Below are 19,551 nucleotides of genomic sequence, written 5' to 3' on the forward strand. Positions count from 1 at the left end.
AAATTATAATTCGGATAAAAAATCTGGAAAGATTTAAAGAGGCTCGTCTGCAAAGGCGGGCTTCTTTTTTATTTGGAGTTTGTAGATTTGTCCGTAGAATATTTTTGAAATTGTGGGTTAGAGGTCTCTCATGAAAAAGAAATTCCTTGCTCTTGGAACTTGTGCGTTTGCTTTGGGCCTTGTGGCCTGCGATGACAGTACTTCTGCGAATGGTTCGTCTGGGGATGAAAATCCCGCTGAAGTGTCGTCTTCTTCAATCTTGACAACTTCGTCTCCGACCGAGGATCCCGGCAGTTCTTCCTCTAGTGTCATCCTGAGCGGAACGGAGTGGAGTCGAAGGATCTTTGTCGGTGCTTTATTTGCCGCGCTTTGTTTTTTTACAGCCTGTGACGACAGTTCCAGCGGTGCCGGACCGGAACCTGTGGCGGAAATTTCAAGCAGTAGCGATGGTGAACACGCAATCTCCTCTAGTTCTGTTACGGACAAAGAAACATCCTCTGGTGGTGGTCTGGTCTCGTCTTCGTCTGTTAAGTCTGATTCAAGTAGTGAACAAATGAACTTTAGCTCTGTAAGTGGCAAGAATAGTAGTTCGTCGGTGGTTGAGTCGAGTTCTTCTGAGTATCTTTTTTGTAACGAAGGTGATCGGGATACGGTTGTAAAGGATTGGGGAATAAATATTATCGTTGTGAAAATAACGACTGGGTTGTAGATACAATTGTCTATGTTGATTTACCCAAGGTCTACCCCAATATGGATAGCCTTTTTGATACAAAGTATACAGAATATGGAGAGTTTGAAGACCCTCGTGATCATCAAAAGTATAAAACTTTAATTCTTCATAAGCATGATGATGATGGCAATATTGTTGACGGTGTTGTGATTGAGGCCTTTGCACAAAATTTGAATTACGGGGTGATGATAGATACTAGTGTCCTTGTACGCGATGACAACAAGGTGGAAAAATACTGTGATTTAAATGATGAATGGTTTTGTAATAATGGCTGGGGTGGTCAATATGCCTGGAGCGAGGCAATGGGGTTGCCTGCCAAATATGATTCCGTTCTTTGGAAAGATCCCGTTGGTGGCGATACCCGCATACATCAGGGAATTTGCCCAGAAGGTTGGCATATTATGAACGGTTATGAGTGGAAAAATTTTACGTCTAGAGGGGGGCTTAGTCTTGCCTCGAAAGTGAACTGGGCTCCGCTGGATATGGCTGGCGCTAATTTGCTTGGTTTGTCGGTTCTTTTCAAAATGAGAGCGTATGAACTGAATTGGGGGCACGCAAGCTTTTTTTTCCCCACAGAGCGTGAATTTGATGCCGTATTTTATATAAATGTTGGTGAAAAATATGTGTATTACGGTGAACAACATGTTCTCGGAAAACAAAACCATGCTTATATTCGTTGCGTAAAGGATTATTAATCCTTTACTAATTATTTATCAAAAAGTTTAACAAAAAAATAGGCTATGTTCTACTAATGTGTAGGACTGCCATTTTATGTTGAATTTGCTGAAAAAATACTAAAAAATGGTCTAACCCAACAAAAATTAGGTTAGACCAAGTATCTAAGATACAGTTTTTAGGTAGGTAAATCTCAGTTTCTAATAGGGTGTGTTTTTTTAGATAGTTATATTACATCTGCACTTTGAAAGAACATAGCCTTTTTTTTTCAATTTTCTTTAAATGTCATCTTTTGTCATTTGACTTTTCCTAAATTACATTCCGTGCGAATCCATCGCGCACACTTAACTCAATATGCCTTGCAGTTTCCGCTTGTTTGCAAGGAAAGGAAAATCTATGAATACAAAAGACCACGATGGCATCTTCAAGACAGCCTTCAAGGAACCGAAACGCGCAGCCTCGCTGCTTAAGCTTGCCGCAAAGAAGAACAAAAGTTTAGCCCGATTTTTGCAGGTGGTAGACCTCAAGACCATGCGTGCCGAACGCACCGAAACCAACCGCCATGGCCTCAAAGGCTCCGCAGACCTTGCCTTTACCCTCAAAATCAAGAATTCCAACAACAAGGCCAAACTTTTTGTTGGCCTAGTTTTGGAGCACAAGTCGTATCCAGATAACGAAGTGGTTTCCCAGCTGGAACACTACTTTTACGAACTGTTCCGCCTCAGTCGCCCCGACTGCCCAATGGTGGCTGTAATCGTCTATAACGGTGAAATCAAGTGGAACCCGCTCAAAGCAAAACTTTACGCAAAATACCCGGAGTATTTCCACGACATCGGCTATCCCTTCAAAATCGAGATGATCAACGTGGGCAAGGAAGTGGGGGATATCGACTTCAGCAAGCTGAACCCTTACGTGGCGCTTACACTTGTTGCCATGAAGTATGTGTTCAATGCCGAAAAGTACAAGCCCCTCATGGACAAGGCCGTGGCATATTTTACGAACCCGAAAAATAAAATCGACGCAAACTTTATCCAAGAAGTTTTGCTATACTTAGGCGAGGAATCATCTTCGGAATACAGGGAGGCTATCATGGACCGTCCAGAAATCATGGCAGAACGCAAGCGTAACGGCTTTGTGTCTGTAGCCGATGTAATCCGTGCCGAAGGTCTTGCCGAAGCTAAGCATTCCGCTGTAATCAAGGCTCTGAAACGTGGTAAGCTTACAGTTGAGGAAATCGCCGAAGATAACGATTTTCCTCTTGATGAGGTCCTTAAGATTCAAAAGGAACTGTCTTAAGTAAAATTTGAAAGTATTCGATTTTGCTGATTACTTAATCAATCCTACTTACCCGGAATGGCGTAGATTCGATATGTAATTGTGTAATATGGAATAGAGCGACCTGTTCGTGAATGCTTGGTGAGGGATGTCCGGTCGTATATTACAGAGACTTCCGTTGAATCGCCATTCTTGAAATAGGCGGTACCTTTGTAGAAGGATGGCGTGTGCAAATTCAGGCGGTCCTTGAGAAGTTCTTGTTCCCTGTCGGAAACAGATAGTGCTTTATGGATTGTAACTCGTGTACATTCCATCTTGTTGCACAGGTATTCCTTTGCCTTGTATTCCAGGACGCAGGTGCTTCCCGTGATAGGGCCCGCAATGACCATTGCTCCCAATGCGGCAATGATGAGAAGAATGTAGATGTTTCTGATGTGATTTCTTTCGGGCAGTTGCTTTGATCCAAGAAGCAGTATTTCTGCTATAATTCCAAAACAGATGAGGGCGATTACTAGAATTGCAATGATGCAATGCCCTTCTGTAGTTTCCAAAAAATGCCGGTCTAAAAAATACAACCCGCTTAGGATTCTGGCGCAGAACGCCAAGGCTCCAATGGTAGCCAGGCTGGAAAGAACTAGAATCTCGGGCTTGGCGACAAATTCAGAGCATATTCTTTGATACCATTTAATCTGCTTCGCTTCGTTTGCGCGAATGATCTTTTTGCCTTTGCAGGTTTTACAGATGGTTTGGTCGGATGCTCTGCCTTCCCCAAGACAGTCGGGGCAGATTGCTATTTGGATGAACCCTTTTCCATCGCATTTCTTGCATTTGCCAGCCATTCAAGTCTCTTTTTTTTTTGACCGAGGCATTTAGGGCAAGTGATGCAGTCTGAAGTTTTTATGGAATCTTCTGCATCTTCTTCCAAGTCGGGGAACAGACCCTCAGGTTCTTCGCTAGGATGTTCTTCGAGGTAACGGATGCGTGCTTCTACAATGTTGATTCGTTCCGGGGAAGGATCTTTCTGGATCATGTCCAGGATTTCGTAAAGTTCCTCAAGAGGAAGCTTGTTAATTTGTGCTTCGTACTCCTGCAAATACTTTTCGTCTTTCAGATTTACCTGGTTGATCATGGCTGATTGCGACTCCTTTTCCCAACGAACTCAAGATAGTTTATTTCTATATTTGCGTTCGCTTATGCTTCTCATGGTTCTTGATATTCTGGGTACTTTCGCCTTCGCGATTTCGGGGGCTGAAAAGGCTGTTCGTTACAGGCTGGACTGGCTTGGCCTTATTGTTCTCGCCACGGTTACGGGAGTTGGGGGAGGTATCCTGCGCGATGTGATGCTGGGGGCTACTCCGCCAGCGGCTCTGACCAATCCGATTTATTTTCCTATTTGCATCGTGGGAGCTTTTTTCTACTTGCTCATGCGCAAGAAGATTCGGAAAATCCGAGTTTTTATTCTTGTGGCCGATGCCTTGGGGCTAGGCTTCTTTACTGCGGTTGGTGCAGCAAAGGCTAGCGCTATGGCGGCTGGACCTTACTCTGTTATTTTGTTTGCCGCCATTACTGCGGCTGGTGGTGGGTTGATTCGCGATTTGCTGGTCAGCGAAATCCCCCAGGTGCTAAAAAGCGACTTTTATGCAACGGCGGCCCTGATTGGCGGTATATTGTTTTATGTGTTAGAGTTTGCCAACCTGGGCAGTACTCCGCGAATTTTAATCACTACGGCTTTTACCTTTAGCCTTCGTCTTTTGGCCATGCGCAAAAAACTTGAATTGCCTAAGACACGTGAAAAAACATTTTAGATCGTTCAAAATTTGACTTTTTTATCAAACAAAACAAGCCTGTCTTTTCTGACAGGCTTGCTTTGTTATGTTGTTTGTTTGATTCTTTACAGAAGGTCGACCGTTACTTTGAATTTTAGATGACTGTGCCTGGTGTGGGAACGTCCTGTCTTCACGAATCGGGCGACAATATCCTTTGATTCTCCGTTACTCATTTTGGCCTTGCCGAAGTAGGTGTAGTCGACCTTTCTGGATAATTCTACCTCTAGGCATTGGACTGAACTAGACTTAAGGATTTTGTCGTTAAGAGTGTTTTTGGCCTTGCTTTCCATCCAGCCGAATCCGTCTGACGTAACGGGGCCTGCAATGATGGCGGTCAGGATTCCCACGATAAAAAGGACTGTTCCTATGGTGCGCGGTTTTGAACCGTCGGCATCGTTGGTGGAGCCCTTGATAAGGTTATTCCATTGTTTGAAGAGAATGCTTAGTGCCAAGAGCAATATGAATCCGGAGGGGAATATCATCTCCGCATCAAAAAGGAACTCTAGAGTGACGCACATCTGGTCCCATACCGATCTGGCGGTAAAGGCGATCGCGATATAGCAGGCGATGGATTTGAAGAACACGCCTGCGGGATTTTGCAAGTAGCCGTCGTATTTTTCTCGTGCTGTATGGATTCTATCGGCTTCTACGCTGGAGACGGCTTTCTTGCCCTTGCAGGTTTTGCAGACGCCTCTGTCTCTTGAAACTCCGGTTCCAAGGCAGTCGGGGCAGTCCACCAGGTAAAGGGTTCCTAAACCATTGCAATCCGGGCACGTTCTACGACCACGCTTTCCTGAACCCTTGCACCAGGAACATGTGCAGGTTCCCTTGCTTTGGGTGCTATCCTTGTGCTGCAGCTCCACGATGTTCTCCTTATAGGTTTGCGTTCCTTGTCTGCGAAAAATAAAAAATTACATCCCTTATTAACGAAAAATAATGAAAACAAGTTCAACGCCCTTGTCTTGCGACTTTCCCATCTTCTTTTTTGCTATCTTTATTGTCGGAAAATTTTTAACAAGGATGATATAATGTCCCTTAAATTGATTTCTCGTGGTGCTGCCGCTCTGCTTTTGACTGCTAGCATCGCTTCTGCACAGTTGATGAATTCCAAGAGCCTGGATGTGATTCGTGTCGAAAAGACTGGTATTTCTGCAGGCAAGATCGATAGCCTTGCCAAGATGCTCGGCGAACAGCAGTTCCGCGGCAAGAAGATTGACGACCAGACGATGACACAGCTCCGTTACGCAGTCATCGACAACCTGGTTGGCCAGGAACTTATCAAGCTGGAATGCAAGAAGCAGGGCATTAAGGTTCCGGCGGCCAAGGTCGACAGCCTGACCAAGCTTTTCAAGGCTCAGTTCCCCAGCGAAGACGCTTTCCAGAAGGAACTGAAGAAGTCCAACACCACCATGGCTCAGTTCAAGGAAAAGATCGAAGATCAGCTGAAGAGCGAAGCTATTCTCGAAAAGAAGGTTCCGTATCCTAAGGATCCTACCGAAAAGCAGCGTGAAGCTTTCTGGGAACTGAACAAGTCTAAGGTTGCCATTAACGACTCTGTTAGCGGTGCCCGTATCGTGATCAGCACCAAAGGCAAGTCTGCTCAGGAAGTGGCTGACGCCAAGGATATGCTGAAGGGTCTTGCAGCACAGGTTCGCTCCAAGAAGGCTACCTTCGCACAGCTGGCTGCCATGTACAGCGACGACCAGACTGCCAAGAAGACCGGCGGTGTGGTTCCCAAGTTCGTTAAGGGTAACGACGCTCTGGGCAAGGCCATTGCCAAGATCAAGGTGGGCGAAATTACCGAAGTCTACACCGACAAGGACGGCGTTGCAATCTTTATGCTTACCGAACGTAATGACGGTAAGTATGATAGCTACAAGCACCAGATTGACTACATCCTGCGCGTGCAGGCTGAACAGGATCGCCAGGCTCAGCTGAAGGCTTACCTGGATGGCCTTGGCAAGACTTACAAGGTTCAGTACCTTGATGCCAAGTACACTCCGCCTCAGGCAATCGGCGGCAATAACTAATCCGCTTACGGTTTAGTCCGCTTAAATAATTGAAAAAGGCAGCGGTGGATTCAAGCCGTTGCTTTTTTTAATAGAAGTTTTACTCCGGGCCTCAAACCTGTGGCCTCGAACCTTGAATGGAGATTTTGAATGGCTTTCCAGACTACACATACCGGGCTGATTGATTTGCGTGCGCGTATCGATAAGCTCTGGGGGTATCTTTGACTTAGAGGCAAAGACCGAAGAACTTTACGTGTTGGAAAAGGACTCCAACGACCCGAACCTGTGGAATGACCAGGAAAAGGCTCAGAGCATGATGAAGAAGATCGGCAACCTTCGCGATCTTCTGAACAAGTGGACTGAAGTTTCTTCCATTTGCAATGATCTGGCCGAACTTTATGAAATGAGCAAGGACGAAGAGTCCGAAGATTTGACCAAGTCCATCGAAACGGATATCGCTGACCTTAAGGCCAAGATCGAAGAGATGGAATTCAAGAAGATGCTGAATGGCCCTGACGACGCTTGCGCCTGCTTGCTGTCTATCCACCCGGGTGCCGGTGGTACCGAATCCCAGGATTGGGCCTTGATGCTGTTCCGCATGTATACCCACTTCTTTGAACGTGAACGCATGGACTTCAAGGTGGTAGACTTCCAGGAAGCGGAAGATGCCGGCCTTAAGAGCGCAACTATCGAAGTGACCTGCGAAAACGCCTACGGCTTGCTCCGTTCCGAAATCGGCGTGCATCGCCTGGTTCGCATTAGCCCCTTCGATGCCAATGCCCGTCGCCACACCAGCTTTACCGCAGTGTACCTGTACCCCGAACACGAAGACGTGGAATTCGACCTGGATATGGCTGATGTGCGCGTGGATACCTACCGCAGTAGCGGTGCCGGTGGTCAGTACATCAACAAGACGGACTCCGCAGTCCGTATGACCCATTTGCCCACAGGCATTATGGCTAGCTGCCAGACGGAACGTTCTCAGATCCAGAACCGCGAAACCTGTTACAAGATGCTGAAGACCATGGTGGCCGAACATTACCGCCTCGAAGAAGAAGCCAAGCGCGATGCTCGCATGGCTGAAAAGAAGAAGGTGGAATGGGGTAGCCAGATCCGCAGCTATGTTCTGCAGCCTTACCAGCTGGTAAAGGACCTGCGCACTGGCGTAGAAACCTCTGACACCGCCGGCGTTCTGGATGGCAAGATCAAGCCTTTCATTAACGCATACCTGCTTAGCACCAGCGAACAGCAGAACGGCTAAGTGAATGTTTCGCCGAGGGTGCTCGGCAACGACTAGAATTTGCCCCGGATTCGTCCGGGGCTTTCTTGTTTACAGCACCTTCCTGATTCCCGGTACCTTGCGGAGCAGGTAAACGGCCCCCAGCGAAATTCCGAAGAAGCCTATGGCGGCCAGAGGTGCCGTAATGATGGGGTGGGGCTCCAGCACCGTCAATTTGAGGCCGTAGAACGTTTTGATAAACAGCGGGTGGATCAAGTACACGCCCATCATGCAAGGGGTGAGTGCGGCAACCCAGCGGAGGCAGCTTGCGATACGGCTGCCGTGTTCGGGCTCATTGCCGTGTTGGGCATTGTCGCAGTGTTGGGGTGCATTGTCGTGTTGGGTTTTGTCGAGCTTGCGGCTGAACTTTGCGCGGACGGCGGCGAATATGGCTGCGTCCATTAGGAAGGTCATGGGCCTGAAATTCCCGAAGAAATATTCGTTGGGCGTATTGCGCATCTCGCTAATGTAGGTGGCCGCCACGAAGGCGATGATCCATGAAGCCAGTGCGGCGCCGTACAGCCATTTGCGGGCGGTGGCTGAAATCCCGAAGTGGGCGAGGTAGAAACCCGTGAGATAGAAACCGGCGAAAGAGGTTACGCCCTGGATACTCAAGTTCTTGTACATCCTGAAGTGGGCGAATTTTACAAGGAGGTGATCCGCAGTCGGGAGTAGCAAACCAAAGGCGAAGAAGATGGCGATTACATACAGGACCATCTTTCGTGAGGCGTGTTCCGTAAACACCCGCAGAGGCGGCGTCAGAACGTACAGGCCCGCAATGGTATAAAGGAACCACAAATGTGAAGCGGGCTTGGTAAACAGCAATAGGGGCGCCGACAGCAAATCCAGAACGTCACCGCCGGCAATAACTTGCTCGATGATTCCGTACACAATCACCCAAAACAGGAGCGGTACTAAAGTACGGGGGAGATTATGGGTGAAAATTTTGCGAGGTGGGTGAGGGTACTTGGGTGAAAGCATAAAAGCACCGCTAACCATGATGAATACACCCACGCCGAACCTGCTCAAACTATTCAAAAAGTTTAATGCGGCAAAGTCACTGGAGTCAACCGGAACCGTGTACCAAACAGATGTGACCGTGTGCTGGAATACAACGACGAATGCGGCTAGTATGCGCAGCAAGTCGGCGTAAATTTCGCGCGAGGCTTTTTTATACTGTTTCTGTTCTGTAGCTGAATTCATCGTGTTTGAAATTTAGAATTTCAAATCGTAACGTTTGCGCATTTCTTCTTGCTGTTCTGCGCTGAGGCTATTGAAATACTTCTTGAATCCTGGGCAGAACTTGGTGTGAAAATGCCAGAATCGTCCAATCAGGGACTTGGGATTCTTGTCGTACTGTGCGCGGATTTTGCAGTTATCGCATGCCATAAGTTACCTCGTGTTTTGGGAAATATTAAAAAAAAGGCAGTGGATTTCTGCAAAAAAAAGGAATTCCACTGCCTTTCGGCATTGTAAATTGAAAAATAATGACCAGAGAATGCCTTTTTTCCCTAAAAGTGCTGCCCTTAAGGAGTAGTTGACAAGATTTTGGGACAATATACGCTTGATTTTGTGTGTAAACTAATAAAAAGGCGGTGTTTTGCTTTGATATTCAGTGATATCCACTGCCTTTTTTCAAAAGAAAGGTGTTTAGGGTAAAAAAGAAAGGCTCCCGCGCAATTGCGAGGGAACCTCTCTTTAAGTCAGTGCTGTCTCGACGAACTTAATCGGCGATGACCGGCGACGATCGGCGATAACCGGCGACGCTCGCCTTACTTACTTCTTCTTGGCCGGAGCCTTCTTAGCAGCAGCAACCTTCATGGCGCCGCGTTCCAGCTTGATGGTGAAGTTGGTAACGTCGCAAACTTCGCTGGGACCCCAGTACTGGATCGGACCCGGATAGGTGTAGGATTCAGTCTTGGCCCATTCTTCGCGGTTAGCAGCAAAGAACTTGAACGGAGCACCGTCGAGAACGACGAGAGCCTTCTGGATAACCGGCTTGTCTGCACCGTGACGGCGTTCCATGTTCATCATCATGGTGATAGGAATGCCACCAGCGGTCCACTTTTCGATACCCTTGGTCAGGTCGCGAACAGAGCTCATGTAGCCGTTCATCTTGTTGAAAGCGAGAACGGAAGCGGTGTAGCCCAGGCTGTAGCAGTAGTCAGCGTCGAAGTTGGACGGAGCTGCGCAACGGCCTTCGTAACCGAAGAAGTGGTTGAGAGCGGAGAACTTGCCCTTGAAGTTCTTGCGGCTCTTGAGTTCGCTCTTCACCATGTCGATGATGAGCTTTTCGGTTTCGATGAGGGAAACCTGAACGTTGCCATGAGAGTCGCGGTCCAGCATGAGCTGAGCCTGAACGAAGGAAGGCAGAGAAACGAGGACTTCAGCAGAAGCCTTGGAAACCCACTGGCAGAGCTTTTCAACCTTAGCAGCGGTGTCGAGGCCTTCAACTTCCTTTTCGTGGTGAGCGAGGGCTTCGGAAAGTTCAGAAATCAGAACGCCAACATCGGGGATGAATTCCAGGAGGCCTTCCGGAATGAGGGCAACACCGAAGTTCTTGCCGTCAGCAGCACGTGCAGCAACGATGTCTGCAACATACTTGATGACCTGCTTCAGCTTCATCTTCTTAGCCTTGACTTCTTCGGAAATCAAGCAGACGTTCGGGTGGGTCTGGAGAGCAGCTTCGAGAGCAATGTGAGAAGCGGAGCGGCCCATGAGCTTGATGAAGTGCCAGTACTTCTGAGCGGAGTTAGCATCGCGCATGATGTTGCCGATGAGTTCAGAGTAGGTCTTCACAGCGGTGTCGAAACCGAAGGAGGTTTCGATGTATTCGTTCTTGAGGTCGCCGTCGATAGTCTTGGGGCAGCCGCAAACAACGCAGGAAGCGCCGTTAGCCTGGAAGTATTCACCGAGAACAGCAGCGTTGGTGTTGGAGTCGTCACCGCCGATGATGACGATGGCGTCCAGCTTCTGAGCCTTGGCAACAGCCATGCACTTCTTGAACTGTTCTTCAGTTTCCAGCTTGGTACGGCCGGACTGGATGATGTCGAATCCACCAGTGTTGCGGTAGGAGTCCATGATCTTTTCGTTGATCACGATGAACTTGCCGTTTTCGAGGCCAGACGGACCGCCGAGGAAGCCGAGAAGCTTGGAGGACTTGTTGATGGACTTGATACCGTCGAAGAGACCTGCGATAACGTTGTGGCCACCAGGTGCCTGACCGCCAGAAAGAACAACGCCAACGTTCAAAGCCTTAGCTTCGCCAGCAGCCTTGCCAGCCTTCAGCTGAATGTAGGGAGCACCGTAGGTGTTGGGGAACAGAGCCTTGATCTTCTTCTGATCAGAGACAGATTCAGTTGCCTTACCCTTGTTGAGTGCGACATTGAGGGCGCCCTTACGGAGAGCGACGGGGAGTTTCGGCTGGTAGGCCTTGCGAGCCTTGCCGAGGACGGACAGATTGTCAGCCATTGTTTCTTCCTTTGGTTAGAAGTCTGCCTTTTTCGACAGACGGGTTAAAAAATATACGCAGAGAAATATAGTAAATAGATTCTTTGTTGTTATTTAAGCCTGTGATTTGTTTAGTCCTTTACGCAGCGGATATTTCTGGCATCATCCTTGTCGGCGTATTCTGTTGTGCTACTGCTTGAACTGAAATAAATGTAATAGCCGTTGTTCGAGGAATACTGGTCTGCAGTCCAGTAATCTGCGCGAGATCCAACATTGCTGAACGAACCATTGCTATATGGGTTGCTTCCGTAAGCCTTAAGATCAAATCCGTAATCGTTTGTGGCATTATCAGAGGTTGTCCATGTGGTAGTGGCTCTGAGAGCATATACGGCGTTGGAGTATTCTGTTTGCACGAATGAAATTAAGGTATTCCATTCGGCTCTAGTGGGAATGTGCCAACCTGCAGGACATGATCCCTGAATGGGGGTCGAATAAGAACAACTGGCTCCGTATCCACAAGAAGATCTTGTCTTATTCAGTGCTGCATTCCAGCGATAATATCTGCCTCTTTCAGAGCAGGGAGAAGTTGATTGGACTGGACTGGATCCTGCATAGCACCAGCTTTGTCCTGATTCTACTGTAGGCACGAAATTCAGGTTTTCTGCCATCCAGGTCTGGGTGCCGATTGTGACATAGGTGTATTTTTGGCCGTCTCTAGAGTCTGTAAATGTTGCGCGACTCCATTCCTTTTCTGTGCAGGACATCGTGCATGCCTTAACCGGAATTTCTTCGCCTTCACGATTGGTTGTGCATGCGCCATAATTTTTTTCGAATTCATCCTTAGCTTCGCGCCATGCAGATTCATCGCTATCCCAAACATAAATGATGGTGGTATTTATGTTTCCTGCCTTGAATTCGCCTTCGGTACCGTCGGCCCAGCCATAAGTGTCGCACATGGTTGTTGCTGTAGCTTGCCAGGAATCCACGCTGTAGATGTAACAGTTTCTTGTATTCACGGATCCTATTTTCACATCGCCATCAACACCGTCTTCCCATTGGTAGGTGTCTACTTCGACGGTCTTGGCTTCTCGCCATGCGCTGTCGGCTACATAGTAGTAGTAATAATCAGGGTTGACGGAACCAGTCTTGATTTCACCTGGGGTTCCTGCTTCCCATTGGTAAGTGTTGTATTCCAAGGCGGTAGCATCATCAATACCGGATTCTCTACAGATCTTGTAAAGATTGCTTAGAGTGTCCAGCAGAATCATGCCTATCTTAGTTGAATCGCATTTCTGGAACAAGGTCTGCAAGGGGTCATAGCTCCATGTGCCATTATAAACGTAGAATGAATCTGTTGCGCTACCTTTTTTAACGGCTCCCATTTCATCATTCTTCCAGCCATAGGTATCCTTTTCGTAGGTGGTTGCAGAATCCCAGGCGGAACCATAGCGACAAATGAAGTAACGGTCCTTGTTAGAACTGTTGGGATTCTGATTCTTCATGACTTCGGCGTTACGGGTAGAGGTGCATTTTCCGATGCCATAGGCGTTCTGCCAGAAGTCATTCATACTGTTATCGAAATATGCGATTTCCGCAATGTTCCAGCTGGACACCGAAGCGCGAACAATGTTCTTGTCAAAACTATAGGCCCAGTCGGCCATGGCGATTTTCTGCGCAGAATCTTGCCAGAGGCCATCTTCGGCAATGTCCTGCCTAAAATGACTGATTTCTTCTGCGGTAAGAGAATCGCTTAGATCCCTGAGGAACAGCAGCGAGATTGTCATCAGTACGCCGTTGTTGTTGGCGGTGCTGAACAGGTCAAGATCTTCGGCGTTGGTAATCTTGGTGGGGAACCCGAATGCGTTCATGATTTCCTGCTGTGCCTGTTTTTTTGCAGCAGCTAAAGAATATCCCATCCGATAAAGTTTTAATACGCGGTCATATTCCAGGTGGGTGAGGATATTGATGTTCGCTTTGGTACGTCCAACCTTTTTCTGGTCGCCTGCAGAAATTTCTACAAGGGACTGTAATGTCATATAAGTTGTCGTCCATGTGCCGGTGACTTCATTGTAATATCGGCCGGATGCTTCCATGGACACGATGCCGTTTTCAAGAGTTACGGCGGGTATCACGAAGTCACCCTTGTTGCCAGAAACTTCGTCGGTATAGGAACGGGTTGTCTTTGAAAGGGAATCGCCGTAAAGTTCCGTGAGATTGATTACGCTATGGAACATGAAGGGGCCCTTCTGGGCGACGCCAGTAATGGTGCCGTTTGTCAGGGCATAAGGTTCTGTGCGGTCAAGAACCCATTGTTCATCTTTACAGACATAGGTGTATCCACTGGTGACGGTGTATACGCGGTTTCCTTCCCATTCATCAAAGCAGTATTTGAGTTCCTTGAACGACAGGACGGATTTCATTTTTGCCGTATCCGCAATGACTGCGGAATCCTTTAAATAAATAGTGTCATGATTCAACACCAGGACACCAATGATGGAATCCACAAAAACCGTGTCGATACGATACAGCGTATCAAGAATTTTTAACGTGTCAATATTGAATACGGAATCATTGACATACACGGTGTCATATATAAATGCATTCCCATTTTGTTCAGTTGCACTAGATGTTGAGTCATCGCCACATCCGTAAATGAACAAAGCTGCCCAAAGGCTGAAAGCAAAGAAAATCGTATAAATCTTTCTATTCAACATAATTTATCCTTTTTCTCGCCTTTAGGTTAATCCTTGATACAGCGGATATTTCTGGCATCATCCTTGTCCGAGGATTCTATTGTGTAGTTATTGTATTTGAATGAAATTTGATAGCTGTTGCTTGTGGATATCTGATCTGCAGTCCAGAATTCTGCATGGGTTCCCACATTGCTGAACGAAGTATTTCCATATGGATTACTTCCGTATGCTTTAATGCTAAATCCATAAATATCGGTGGCGTAGCTGGAGTTTGTCCATGTGGTTGTGGAGTTTAATGCAAAAACGGCATTGGAATATTCATTCATCACAAAATTAATGAGAGTATACCATTCTTCTAATGTGGGAATATGCCAACCTACAGGACATGATCCCTGAATGGGGTTTGAATAAGTGCAACTAACTCCATATCCACAAGAAGATCTTGTCTTATTTAGTGCGGCATTCCAGCGGTAATATCGACCTCTTTCGGAGCAAGGAGATGTTGATTGAACAGGGCCCAATCCTTCATAACACCAACTTTGGTCTGATTCAGCTGTAGGCACGAAATTCAAATTCTCAGCCATCCAGGTTTGAGTTCCAATCTTGGCCGTCTTATAAATCTGGCCGTCACGAGTGTCAAGTACGTATGCGCCATCAACATCATATTGGACAAAGCCTTCTTCCGTACAAATATACAGGGTTTCAGTGGAGTCTTCCACAACTTTGCCAATTGAGGACTCATCACAAATCTGGAACAAGGTTTGCATGTAGTCATATGTCCAATTATTGCCTAATCCGCAAACATAGACTGAATCGGTAACATTACCTTTCTTGATGTCTCCGGTTTTGCAGGAATTCCATTTATAAGTGTCTTTTTCAATGGTGGTTGCCTCGCGCCAGTTGGTGCCATTGCAGATATAGTACTGTTCAGTGGAACTTGCCGCTACAGACTTGTTGTGAAGAATGATGTTTTTTCTGTAGGAGTTGCATTGGCCCAGGCCATACTTATTTGACCAGAACTGATTCAGATAATTTGTATATGAAGAGATTCCCGCAATATTCCAACTGCTTAGGTTTACGGATATATTGACGGATTTAACGTCGACGTAAAATCTGTAGGCCCAGTCGGCCATATCCTTCTTCAATGCAGAATCGTTCCAGACACCATTGATCGCCAGGTCATTGCGGAAGGATTCAATATTTGCCAAAGCGGTTGAATCGTCAAGATCTCTCAGGAACAGTAACGAAACTGCCATCAGCAGGCCATCACCTTCTTTCTCGCCATACAAGTTCAGGTCTTCGGCGTGTTCTACGGTAGTTCCCAGTCCTAGTGCATTCATGATTTCCTGCTGAGCTTGCTTCTTGGCGGCATCAACGCTGTAGCCCTTCATATACAGTCTTTTTACGCGGGGGTACTCCAGGTGGGTCAGCAGATTCACGTTGACACTGTCGCGGCTGATGGTTGAATCCTTGTGGCTCAACTTGGAAATTGCCTGGAGCGTCACCTTCTGTAAACTCCACTTTCCGGTAACTTCGTTAAGGAATGTTCCTTCGGCTTCTACTTCTACAATGGGATTTTGCAGGGTGACCTTGGGAATCACGAATTCCCCCATATTACCAGAAATCTTGTCGCTGAAACTATTACTCGTCTTTTTTAGGGAATCCAGGGTTAATTCGGTAATGGTTACGTTAGACTGGTAGGCGAGAGGCCCCTTCTGGGCCATGCCTGTAACTGCCGCATTATTCAAGGTGTAGTCTACATAGACAGACCAGGAACCATCTTTACAAATGTATGTCTTTCCCTTGGGGATGTTTACCCTAAAGTTTTCCCATTCCTTTGCGCAGGAATCCAGGCTTACCAGTTTTTCAAATTCCTTGGCGGCAGAGGAATCTACCAGGTAAGTTATGCTATCTAGATAGATGGTATCGTTGTGAGTGACAATGACTGCCCTAATTGAATCCAACTTTACCGTGTCGACATTGTCGATGGAATCGTTGAGGATGTAGAATTGTCTCAGGGAGTCAGTAGTATACACGGTATCGTGGTGAATACCATTTGCATCTTCGATATTTTTGTCAGCAGCACTAATTTCAATTGTACTACAGTTCGTAAAGCACAAAGCCGTCAAAAAAAACAAAAAGGGAAAAATTAAATGCTTAATCATAAAATTCTCCATTCACACTTGATTAAGATATTTTTTTTTAACAAGAAAGGTAGGGACGTTAACCTTTTTTGTGTTAAACTGTGCTTTAAATCGCAAAAAACGTGATGCCGAAGCACCACGTTTTTCTGAAATCTTCTAAACCGATAGAGAAATCTTATTTGAATTGAGCCGTCAAGGTCATACCTGCGCTAGGTTCAACCAGGCGAGGATTCTCAGTAGATCCGTCAGACCATCCCGTGAATACGCCTCCCGATACGGCCACGGCGGTAAGCTTCAGCGGGTTTCCTGCCAGGAATTTGCCCTGGTAAGTGGTGCTGGGGAGGGCCATTTCATCGACATAGATCTTGCCGTTACCGCTTGCAGACAGGGTTACAGAAACTTCACCGGAAAGGCCGAAGTAGTTGGCTAGTTCCTGGCGGGTGGTTTCGGTGCGGTTCTGTGCGAATCGCAGCAAATCGCTGCCGGAGGGGGCCCAGGTAAAGCTGCTCTGGTTACGGGGCCAGCGCTGTTCGTCGCGGGACTGTTCGCTACTGGGAATGGTGGCCAGCATATTCTGTACGGCGGCCTGGACCTTTTCGTAAGTCAGGTAGCTGTTCAGCAAGATGCAGGACTGGTTAATGAACAGACGCTTGAAATCGGGGTTGGCCAGGAGTTTCTTTAGCATGTTGCCCAGTGTGGTGGTGGAGCCCATGCCCCAGCCGCCCATACCGCCGCCGAAGCCGCCGATACCACCTATGCCGCCCTGGTTGCCACCCTGGTTGCCTCCATTGTTGTTATCCATGGTTGCGCTTCCCAGAACCCACTGGAACATATTTTGGCTTTCTGTATCGAAGCCGGTAATACCCGGGCTAAAGCCGTAACCATGGTCCACGTCGAAGATCATGGCCTTGAAGGGCTGGCCATTGGCGGGGCTACCCCAGAAACGGATGTTGTTGTTGGGCCAGTCGCCGTTGTGGATATACATTTCGGCAATCATATACTGGGCGAAACTGCTTATGTTCAGTTTCTTCTTGACTTCTTCGTACTGCTGGTTGTTTTCGCCTTCGAAGTTGCCACTGGTAATCGTATTTACCAGCTGTGCGAATTCATTAGCCGAGGCTCCGTTGGTACCGCTGGGGCACCAACCATTCTGATAGCCTTCGTCGCCGTTGCTGCAGTTCTTGACAACGTTGATGCTCTTGCTGTCGACACCGTAGTTGGTTTCGGCAAAACTGCGGTTCAGGCGTTCGCGCATGTCGTGGATGCCGAAGTATTCGCCGTTGTAGAATACCACCACCTGGCGGCTACGCTGGTAGTCCACTTCGGTACCTTCCATGAGGCTTACCAGCATGGGGTCGCCAAAGTAGTCTGTCCAGAAGCGGTTACCGTTGTTGCGGAGGTTGAATGCCTTGAACTTCTTGGCTTCGGGGCGGGTCTTGAACAGGGAATACTTTAAGGTCTTGTCGCCATAGTTGTCATTATCCATCTTGATGGCGACGCTCTTCTTGGGCTTATAGCGGCTGTAGTTTCCGATAATAGAGATGCCGGCATCAAATTCCCAGTTCTTGGTCTTGGTGGAACTTCCGTTTTCGAAGAATTCTACATGGACAGGGAGTTCTGTATCCTTCCAGAAGTTGGCCTGCTTACAGGGTTCGCTGCACTTGGGATTGTTGTTGTCGGTGGCACCGAAACCGCCTATATCCCACATGCCGCCGCCCTGGTTGTTGGTCAGGGGGCCTGTAGCATAAAGGCCATCGGTGGAGTCGAACATGTCGTGGTGATTCACCGTCAGGGCGACCACAGGCATGGTCACATTTTCGTTAATAAAATATGTTTGCGTTGTTGTATCTGCGGCTTGCCCATTTACAAATTCAGAGCAGCGGATCACGGTGTTTTCGGTAATCGGCTTGGCTGCTGTAATGCTTTCGGAATTCTGGGTGGGGAAGGAGCCATCGAAGGTACACTTGATCTGGCCTCCCTTTTGGGGGGTAGGCGGATCGATGGTCAAACTGGTATAGAAACCTGCCGGCGGCAAGAAGCTCTCCTTGGGAGCGTGGTTGTCGTCATATTCCTTGAGGGCGCTGGAAGAAGGTTCCGTAATGACGCCTGCGCTGCTGGTAGGTACAGGATTATTGGGGTCCACCGGGGTGGGTTCCGTGGAACCGTTGGAATTGGGGGAGGGATTGTTCGGGTCCACGACACCGGCGCTGCTGAGGGGGGCAGGATTGTTGGGGTCGACAGGGGTAACATCTCCGCTTGCGCTAGAAATGATATTGCCGTTTTCGTCGTAAATAGGTTCGCTAGATTCGCTGGAATTGATCAGCTCTCCGGTGGTGCTATCATCAGCGCCGGTTGAACTGTCGTCGGAACAGGCTGTTGTTCCAAGAGCTGTACCCAAAATTAAAGATCCTGCCAGGGCATAACGTGCCATTGCAGACATACGGACGATTTTCTTATTCACAAAACACCTCGAAGTGAAACTAAATCAATCCAAAACCACACACTACCAAGCCTCAAATTAACTAAAGATTCCCATATAAGTACAATTATAAGGTTTTCTTTACATTCTTTGGGCATAAAAAAAAGGATGGCATGACCGAAGTCACACCATCTAGAAACTAAAAGTTCCGTTATTTTGCCTTTAGAGCGGGCTAGTACGTTTGACGATTACTTGGACTTGCCCAGCATCTTGTAGGCGAAACCGCCGATGCAGCCGCCGAGAATGGGGGCTACCCAGAAGAGCCACAGCTGCTTGATAGCTGCACCGCCAACAAATACGGCCATTGCAGTGGAACGGGCCGGGTTCACGGAGGTGTTGGTTACGGGGATAGAAATCAGGTGGATCAGGGTGAGGCAGAGGCCGATGGCGATGGGGGCGAAGCCTGCGGGAGCGCGGCTATCGGTTGCGCCCATGATCACGAACAGGAAGATGCCTGTGAGGACCATTTCGACGATAAATGCGGTGCCCATGCCAGTGGCCTTGCCACCGAAGGCGTTCACGCCGTTTACCAGGGAATCGGACCAGCCGTTAGTGGCGAAGGCACCGATGCCTGCGTTAGTCAGGTTGGGGCATGCCACCAGCAGAAGGATACCTGCTGCGACGATACCGCCCAAAATCTGTGCGACGATGTAAGCCGGAGCTTCCTTGGCAGAGAAACGGCCGCCCATGACAAGGCCCAGGGTAACTGCAGGGTTCAGGTGGCAACCGGAAATATGGCCAATGGCATAGGCCATGGTCAGAACGGTAAGACCGAAGGCGAGAGAAACGCCAACGTAACCGATGCCGGTTGTGGGGACGCCGCAAGCGAGGACTGCGGAGCCGCAGCCGCCCAAGACCAGCCAGAAAGTACCGATTGCTTCTGCAATTGCACGAGAAAACAGTTTCATGTTACATCTCCATATTTTGCCCCCGTGGGGTTAGGATGGGGTGGGGGCAGTGTTTTTTGGTTGTTTTCTAAAATACAAATTGT

16 protein-coding genes are annotated in these 19,551 nt (G+C 47.9%); 6 read left to right on the forward strand and 10 right to left on the reverse strand.

The window, feature by feature from the left end:
- Positions 1-130: 130 nt before the first annotated feature.
- The 3 genes from BUB73_RS16895 to BUB73_RS07760 all read left to right on the forward strand — a co-directional run bounded on the left by BUB73_RS16895 (position 131) and on the right by BUB73_RS07760 (position 2,701).
- Positions 131-709, forward strand: a complete 579-nt coding sequence (locus tag BUB73_RS16895) for a hypothetical protein (protein WP_139259152.1) — start codon at positions 131-133, stop codon at positions 707-709.
- Entirely contained in the window at positions 664-1,425 is a 762-nt protein-coding gene (locus tag BUB73_RS07755) for an FISUMP domain-containing protein (RefSeq protein WP_073284850.1), read from the forward strand. The genes BUB73_RS16895 and BUB73_RS07755 overlap by 46 nt, the downstream gene beginning before the upstream one ends.
- Before the next feature lie 376 nt (positions 1,426-1,801).
- On the forward strand, positions 1,802-2,701 hold the full coding sequence (locus BUB73_RS07760) for an Rpn family recombination-promoting nuclease/putative transposase (protein ID WP_073284853.1): 900 nt from the start codon (positions 1,802-1,804) through the stop codon (positions 2,699-2,701).
- 44 nt (positions 2,702-2,745) lie between these two features.
- On the opposite strand, the gene BUB73_RS17235 is transcribed toward BUB73_RS07760, so the two are convergent.
- Entirely contained in the window at positions 2,746-3,519 is a 774-nt protein-coding gene (locus tag BUB73_RS17235; RefSeq protein WP_073284856.1) for a J domain-containing protein, read from the reverse strand.
- Positions 3,471-3,809, reverse strand: coding sequence for a hypothetical protein (locus tag BUB73_RS07770; protein WP_073284859.1), 339 nt, complete (start codon positions 3,807-3,809; stop codon positions 3,471-3,473). The genes BUB73_RS17235 and BUB73_RS07770 overlap by 49 nt, the downstream gene beginning before the upstream one ends.
- Between BUB73_RS07770 and BUB73_RS07775 the strand changes: the two genes are divergently transcribed.
- Complete coding sequence (locus BUB73_RS07775) at positions 3,808-4,485, forward strand: trimeric intracellular cation channel family protein (protein ID WP_083539694.1); 678 nt, start codon at positions 3,808-3,810, stop codon at positions 4,483-4,485. The two genes, BUB73_RS07770 and BUB73_RS07775, sit on opposite strands and share 2 nt — an antisense overlap.
- 86 nt (positions 4,486-4,571) lie before the next feature.
- Here BUB73_RS07775 and BUB73_RS07780 read toward each other — a convergent pair whose 3' ends face one another.
- Positions 4,572-5,369, reverse strand: a complete 798-nt coding sequence (locus BUB73_RS07780; protein WP_112132464.1) for a J domain-containing protein — start codon at positions 5,367-5,369, stop codon at positions 4,572-4,574.
- A gap of 165 nt (positions 5,370-5,534) precedes the next feature.
- Here BUB73_RS07780 and BUB73_RS07785 point away from each other — a divergent pair, with 165 nt between their 5' ends.
- Both BUB73_RS07785 and prfB read left to right on the forward strand, forming a co-directional pair.
- Positions 5,535-6,536 carry a peptidylprolyl isomerase gene (locus BUB73_RS07785; RefSeq protein ID WP_073238204.1) on the forward strand — a complete coding sequence of 334 codons (1,002 nt, stop codon included), beginning with the start codon at positions 5,535-5,537 and terminating at the stop codon, positions 6,534-6,536.
- 129 nt (positions 6,537-6,665) lie between these two features.
- A protein-coding gene (prfB, locus tag BUB73_RS07790; protein WP_101479220.1) for a peptide chain release factor 2 occupies positions 6,666-7,776 on the forward strand; the annotation gives its coding sequence in 2 pieces (ribosomal slippage) (positions 6,666-6,737 and positions 6,739-7,776; 1,110 coding nt in all).
- Positions 7,777-7,845: 69 nt separating this feature from the next.
- On the opposite strand, the gene BUB73_RS07795 is transcribed toward prfB, so the two are convergent.
- The 7 genes from BUB73_RS07795 to aqpZ form a co-directional block, all read right to left on the reverse strand.
- Positions 7,846-8,997 carry an acyltransferase gene (locus BUB73_RS07795; protein WP_073284870.1) on the reverse strand — a complete coding sequence of 384 codons (1,152 nt, stop codon included), beginning with the start codon at positions 8,995-8,997 and terminating at the stop codon, positions 7,846-7,848.
- Positions 8,998-9,009: 12 nt separating this feature from the next.
- Entirely contained in the window at positions 9,010-9,183 is a 174-nt protein-coding gene (locus BUB73_RS17240) for a hypothetical protein (RefSeq protein ID WP_170932293.1), read from the reverse strand.
- Positions 9,184-9,570: 387 nt separating this feature from the next.
- Positions 9,571-11,265, reverse strand: coding sequence for a diphosphate--fructose-6-phosphate 1-phosphotransferase (locus BUB73_RS07800; protein ID WP_073160894.1), 1,695 nt, complete (start codon positions 11,263-11,265; stop codon positions 9,571-9,573).
- 110 nt (positions 11,266-11,375) lie between these two features.
- Complete coding sequence (locus BUB73_RS07805) at positions 11,376-13,958, reverse strand: FISUMP domain-containing protein (RefSeq protein WP_073284872.1); 2,583 nt, start codon at positions 13,956-13,958, stop codon at positions 11,376-11,378.
- 26 nt (positions 13,959-13,984) lie between these two features.
- Complete coding sequence (locus BUB73_RS07810; RefSeq protein WP_175552195.1) at positions 13,985-16,102, reverse strand: FISUMP domain-containing protein; 2,118 nt, start codon at positions 16,100-16,102, stop codon at positions 13,985-13,987.
- Between the two features lie 154 nt (positions 16,103-16,256).
- Entirely contained in the window at positions 16,257-18,542 is a 2,286-nt protein-coding gene (locus BUB73_RS07815) for a CotH kinase family protein (RefSeq protein ID WP_249269349.1), read from the reverse strand.
- A gap of 206 nt (positions 18,543-18,748) precedes the next feature.
- Positions 18,749-19,468, reverse strand: a complete 720-nt coding sequence (gene aqpZ / locus BUB73_RS07820; RefSeq protein ID WP_073160886.1) for an aquaporin Z — start codon at positions 19,466-19,468, stop codon at positions 18,749-18,751.
- Positions 19,469-19,551: the final 83 nt, after the last annotated feature.

It is taken from the genome of Fibrobacter sp. UWH6 (assembly GCF_900142465.1).
Classification (GTDB): Bacteria; Fibrobacterota; Fibrobacteria; order Fibrobacterales; family Fibrobacteraceae; genus Fibrobacter.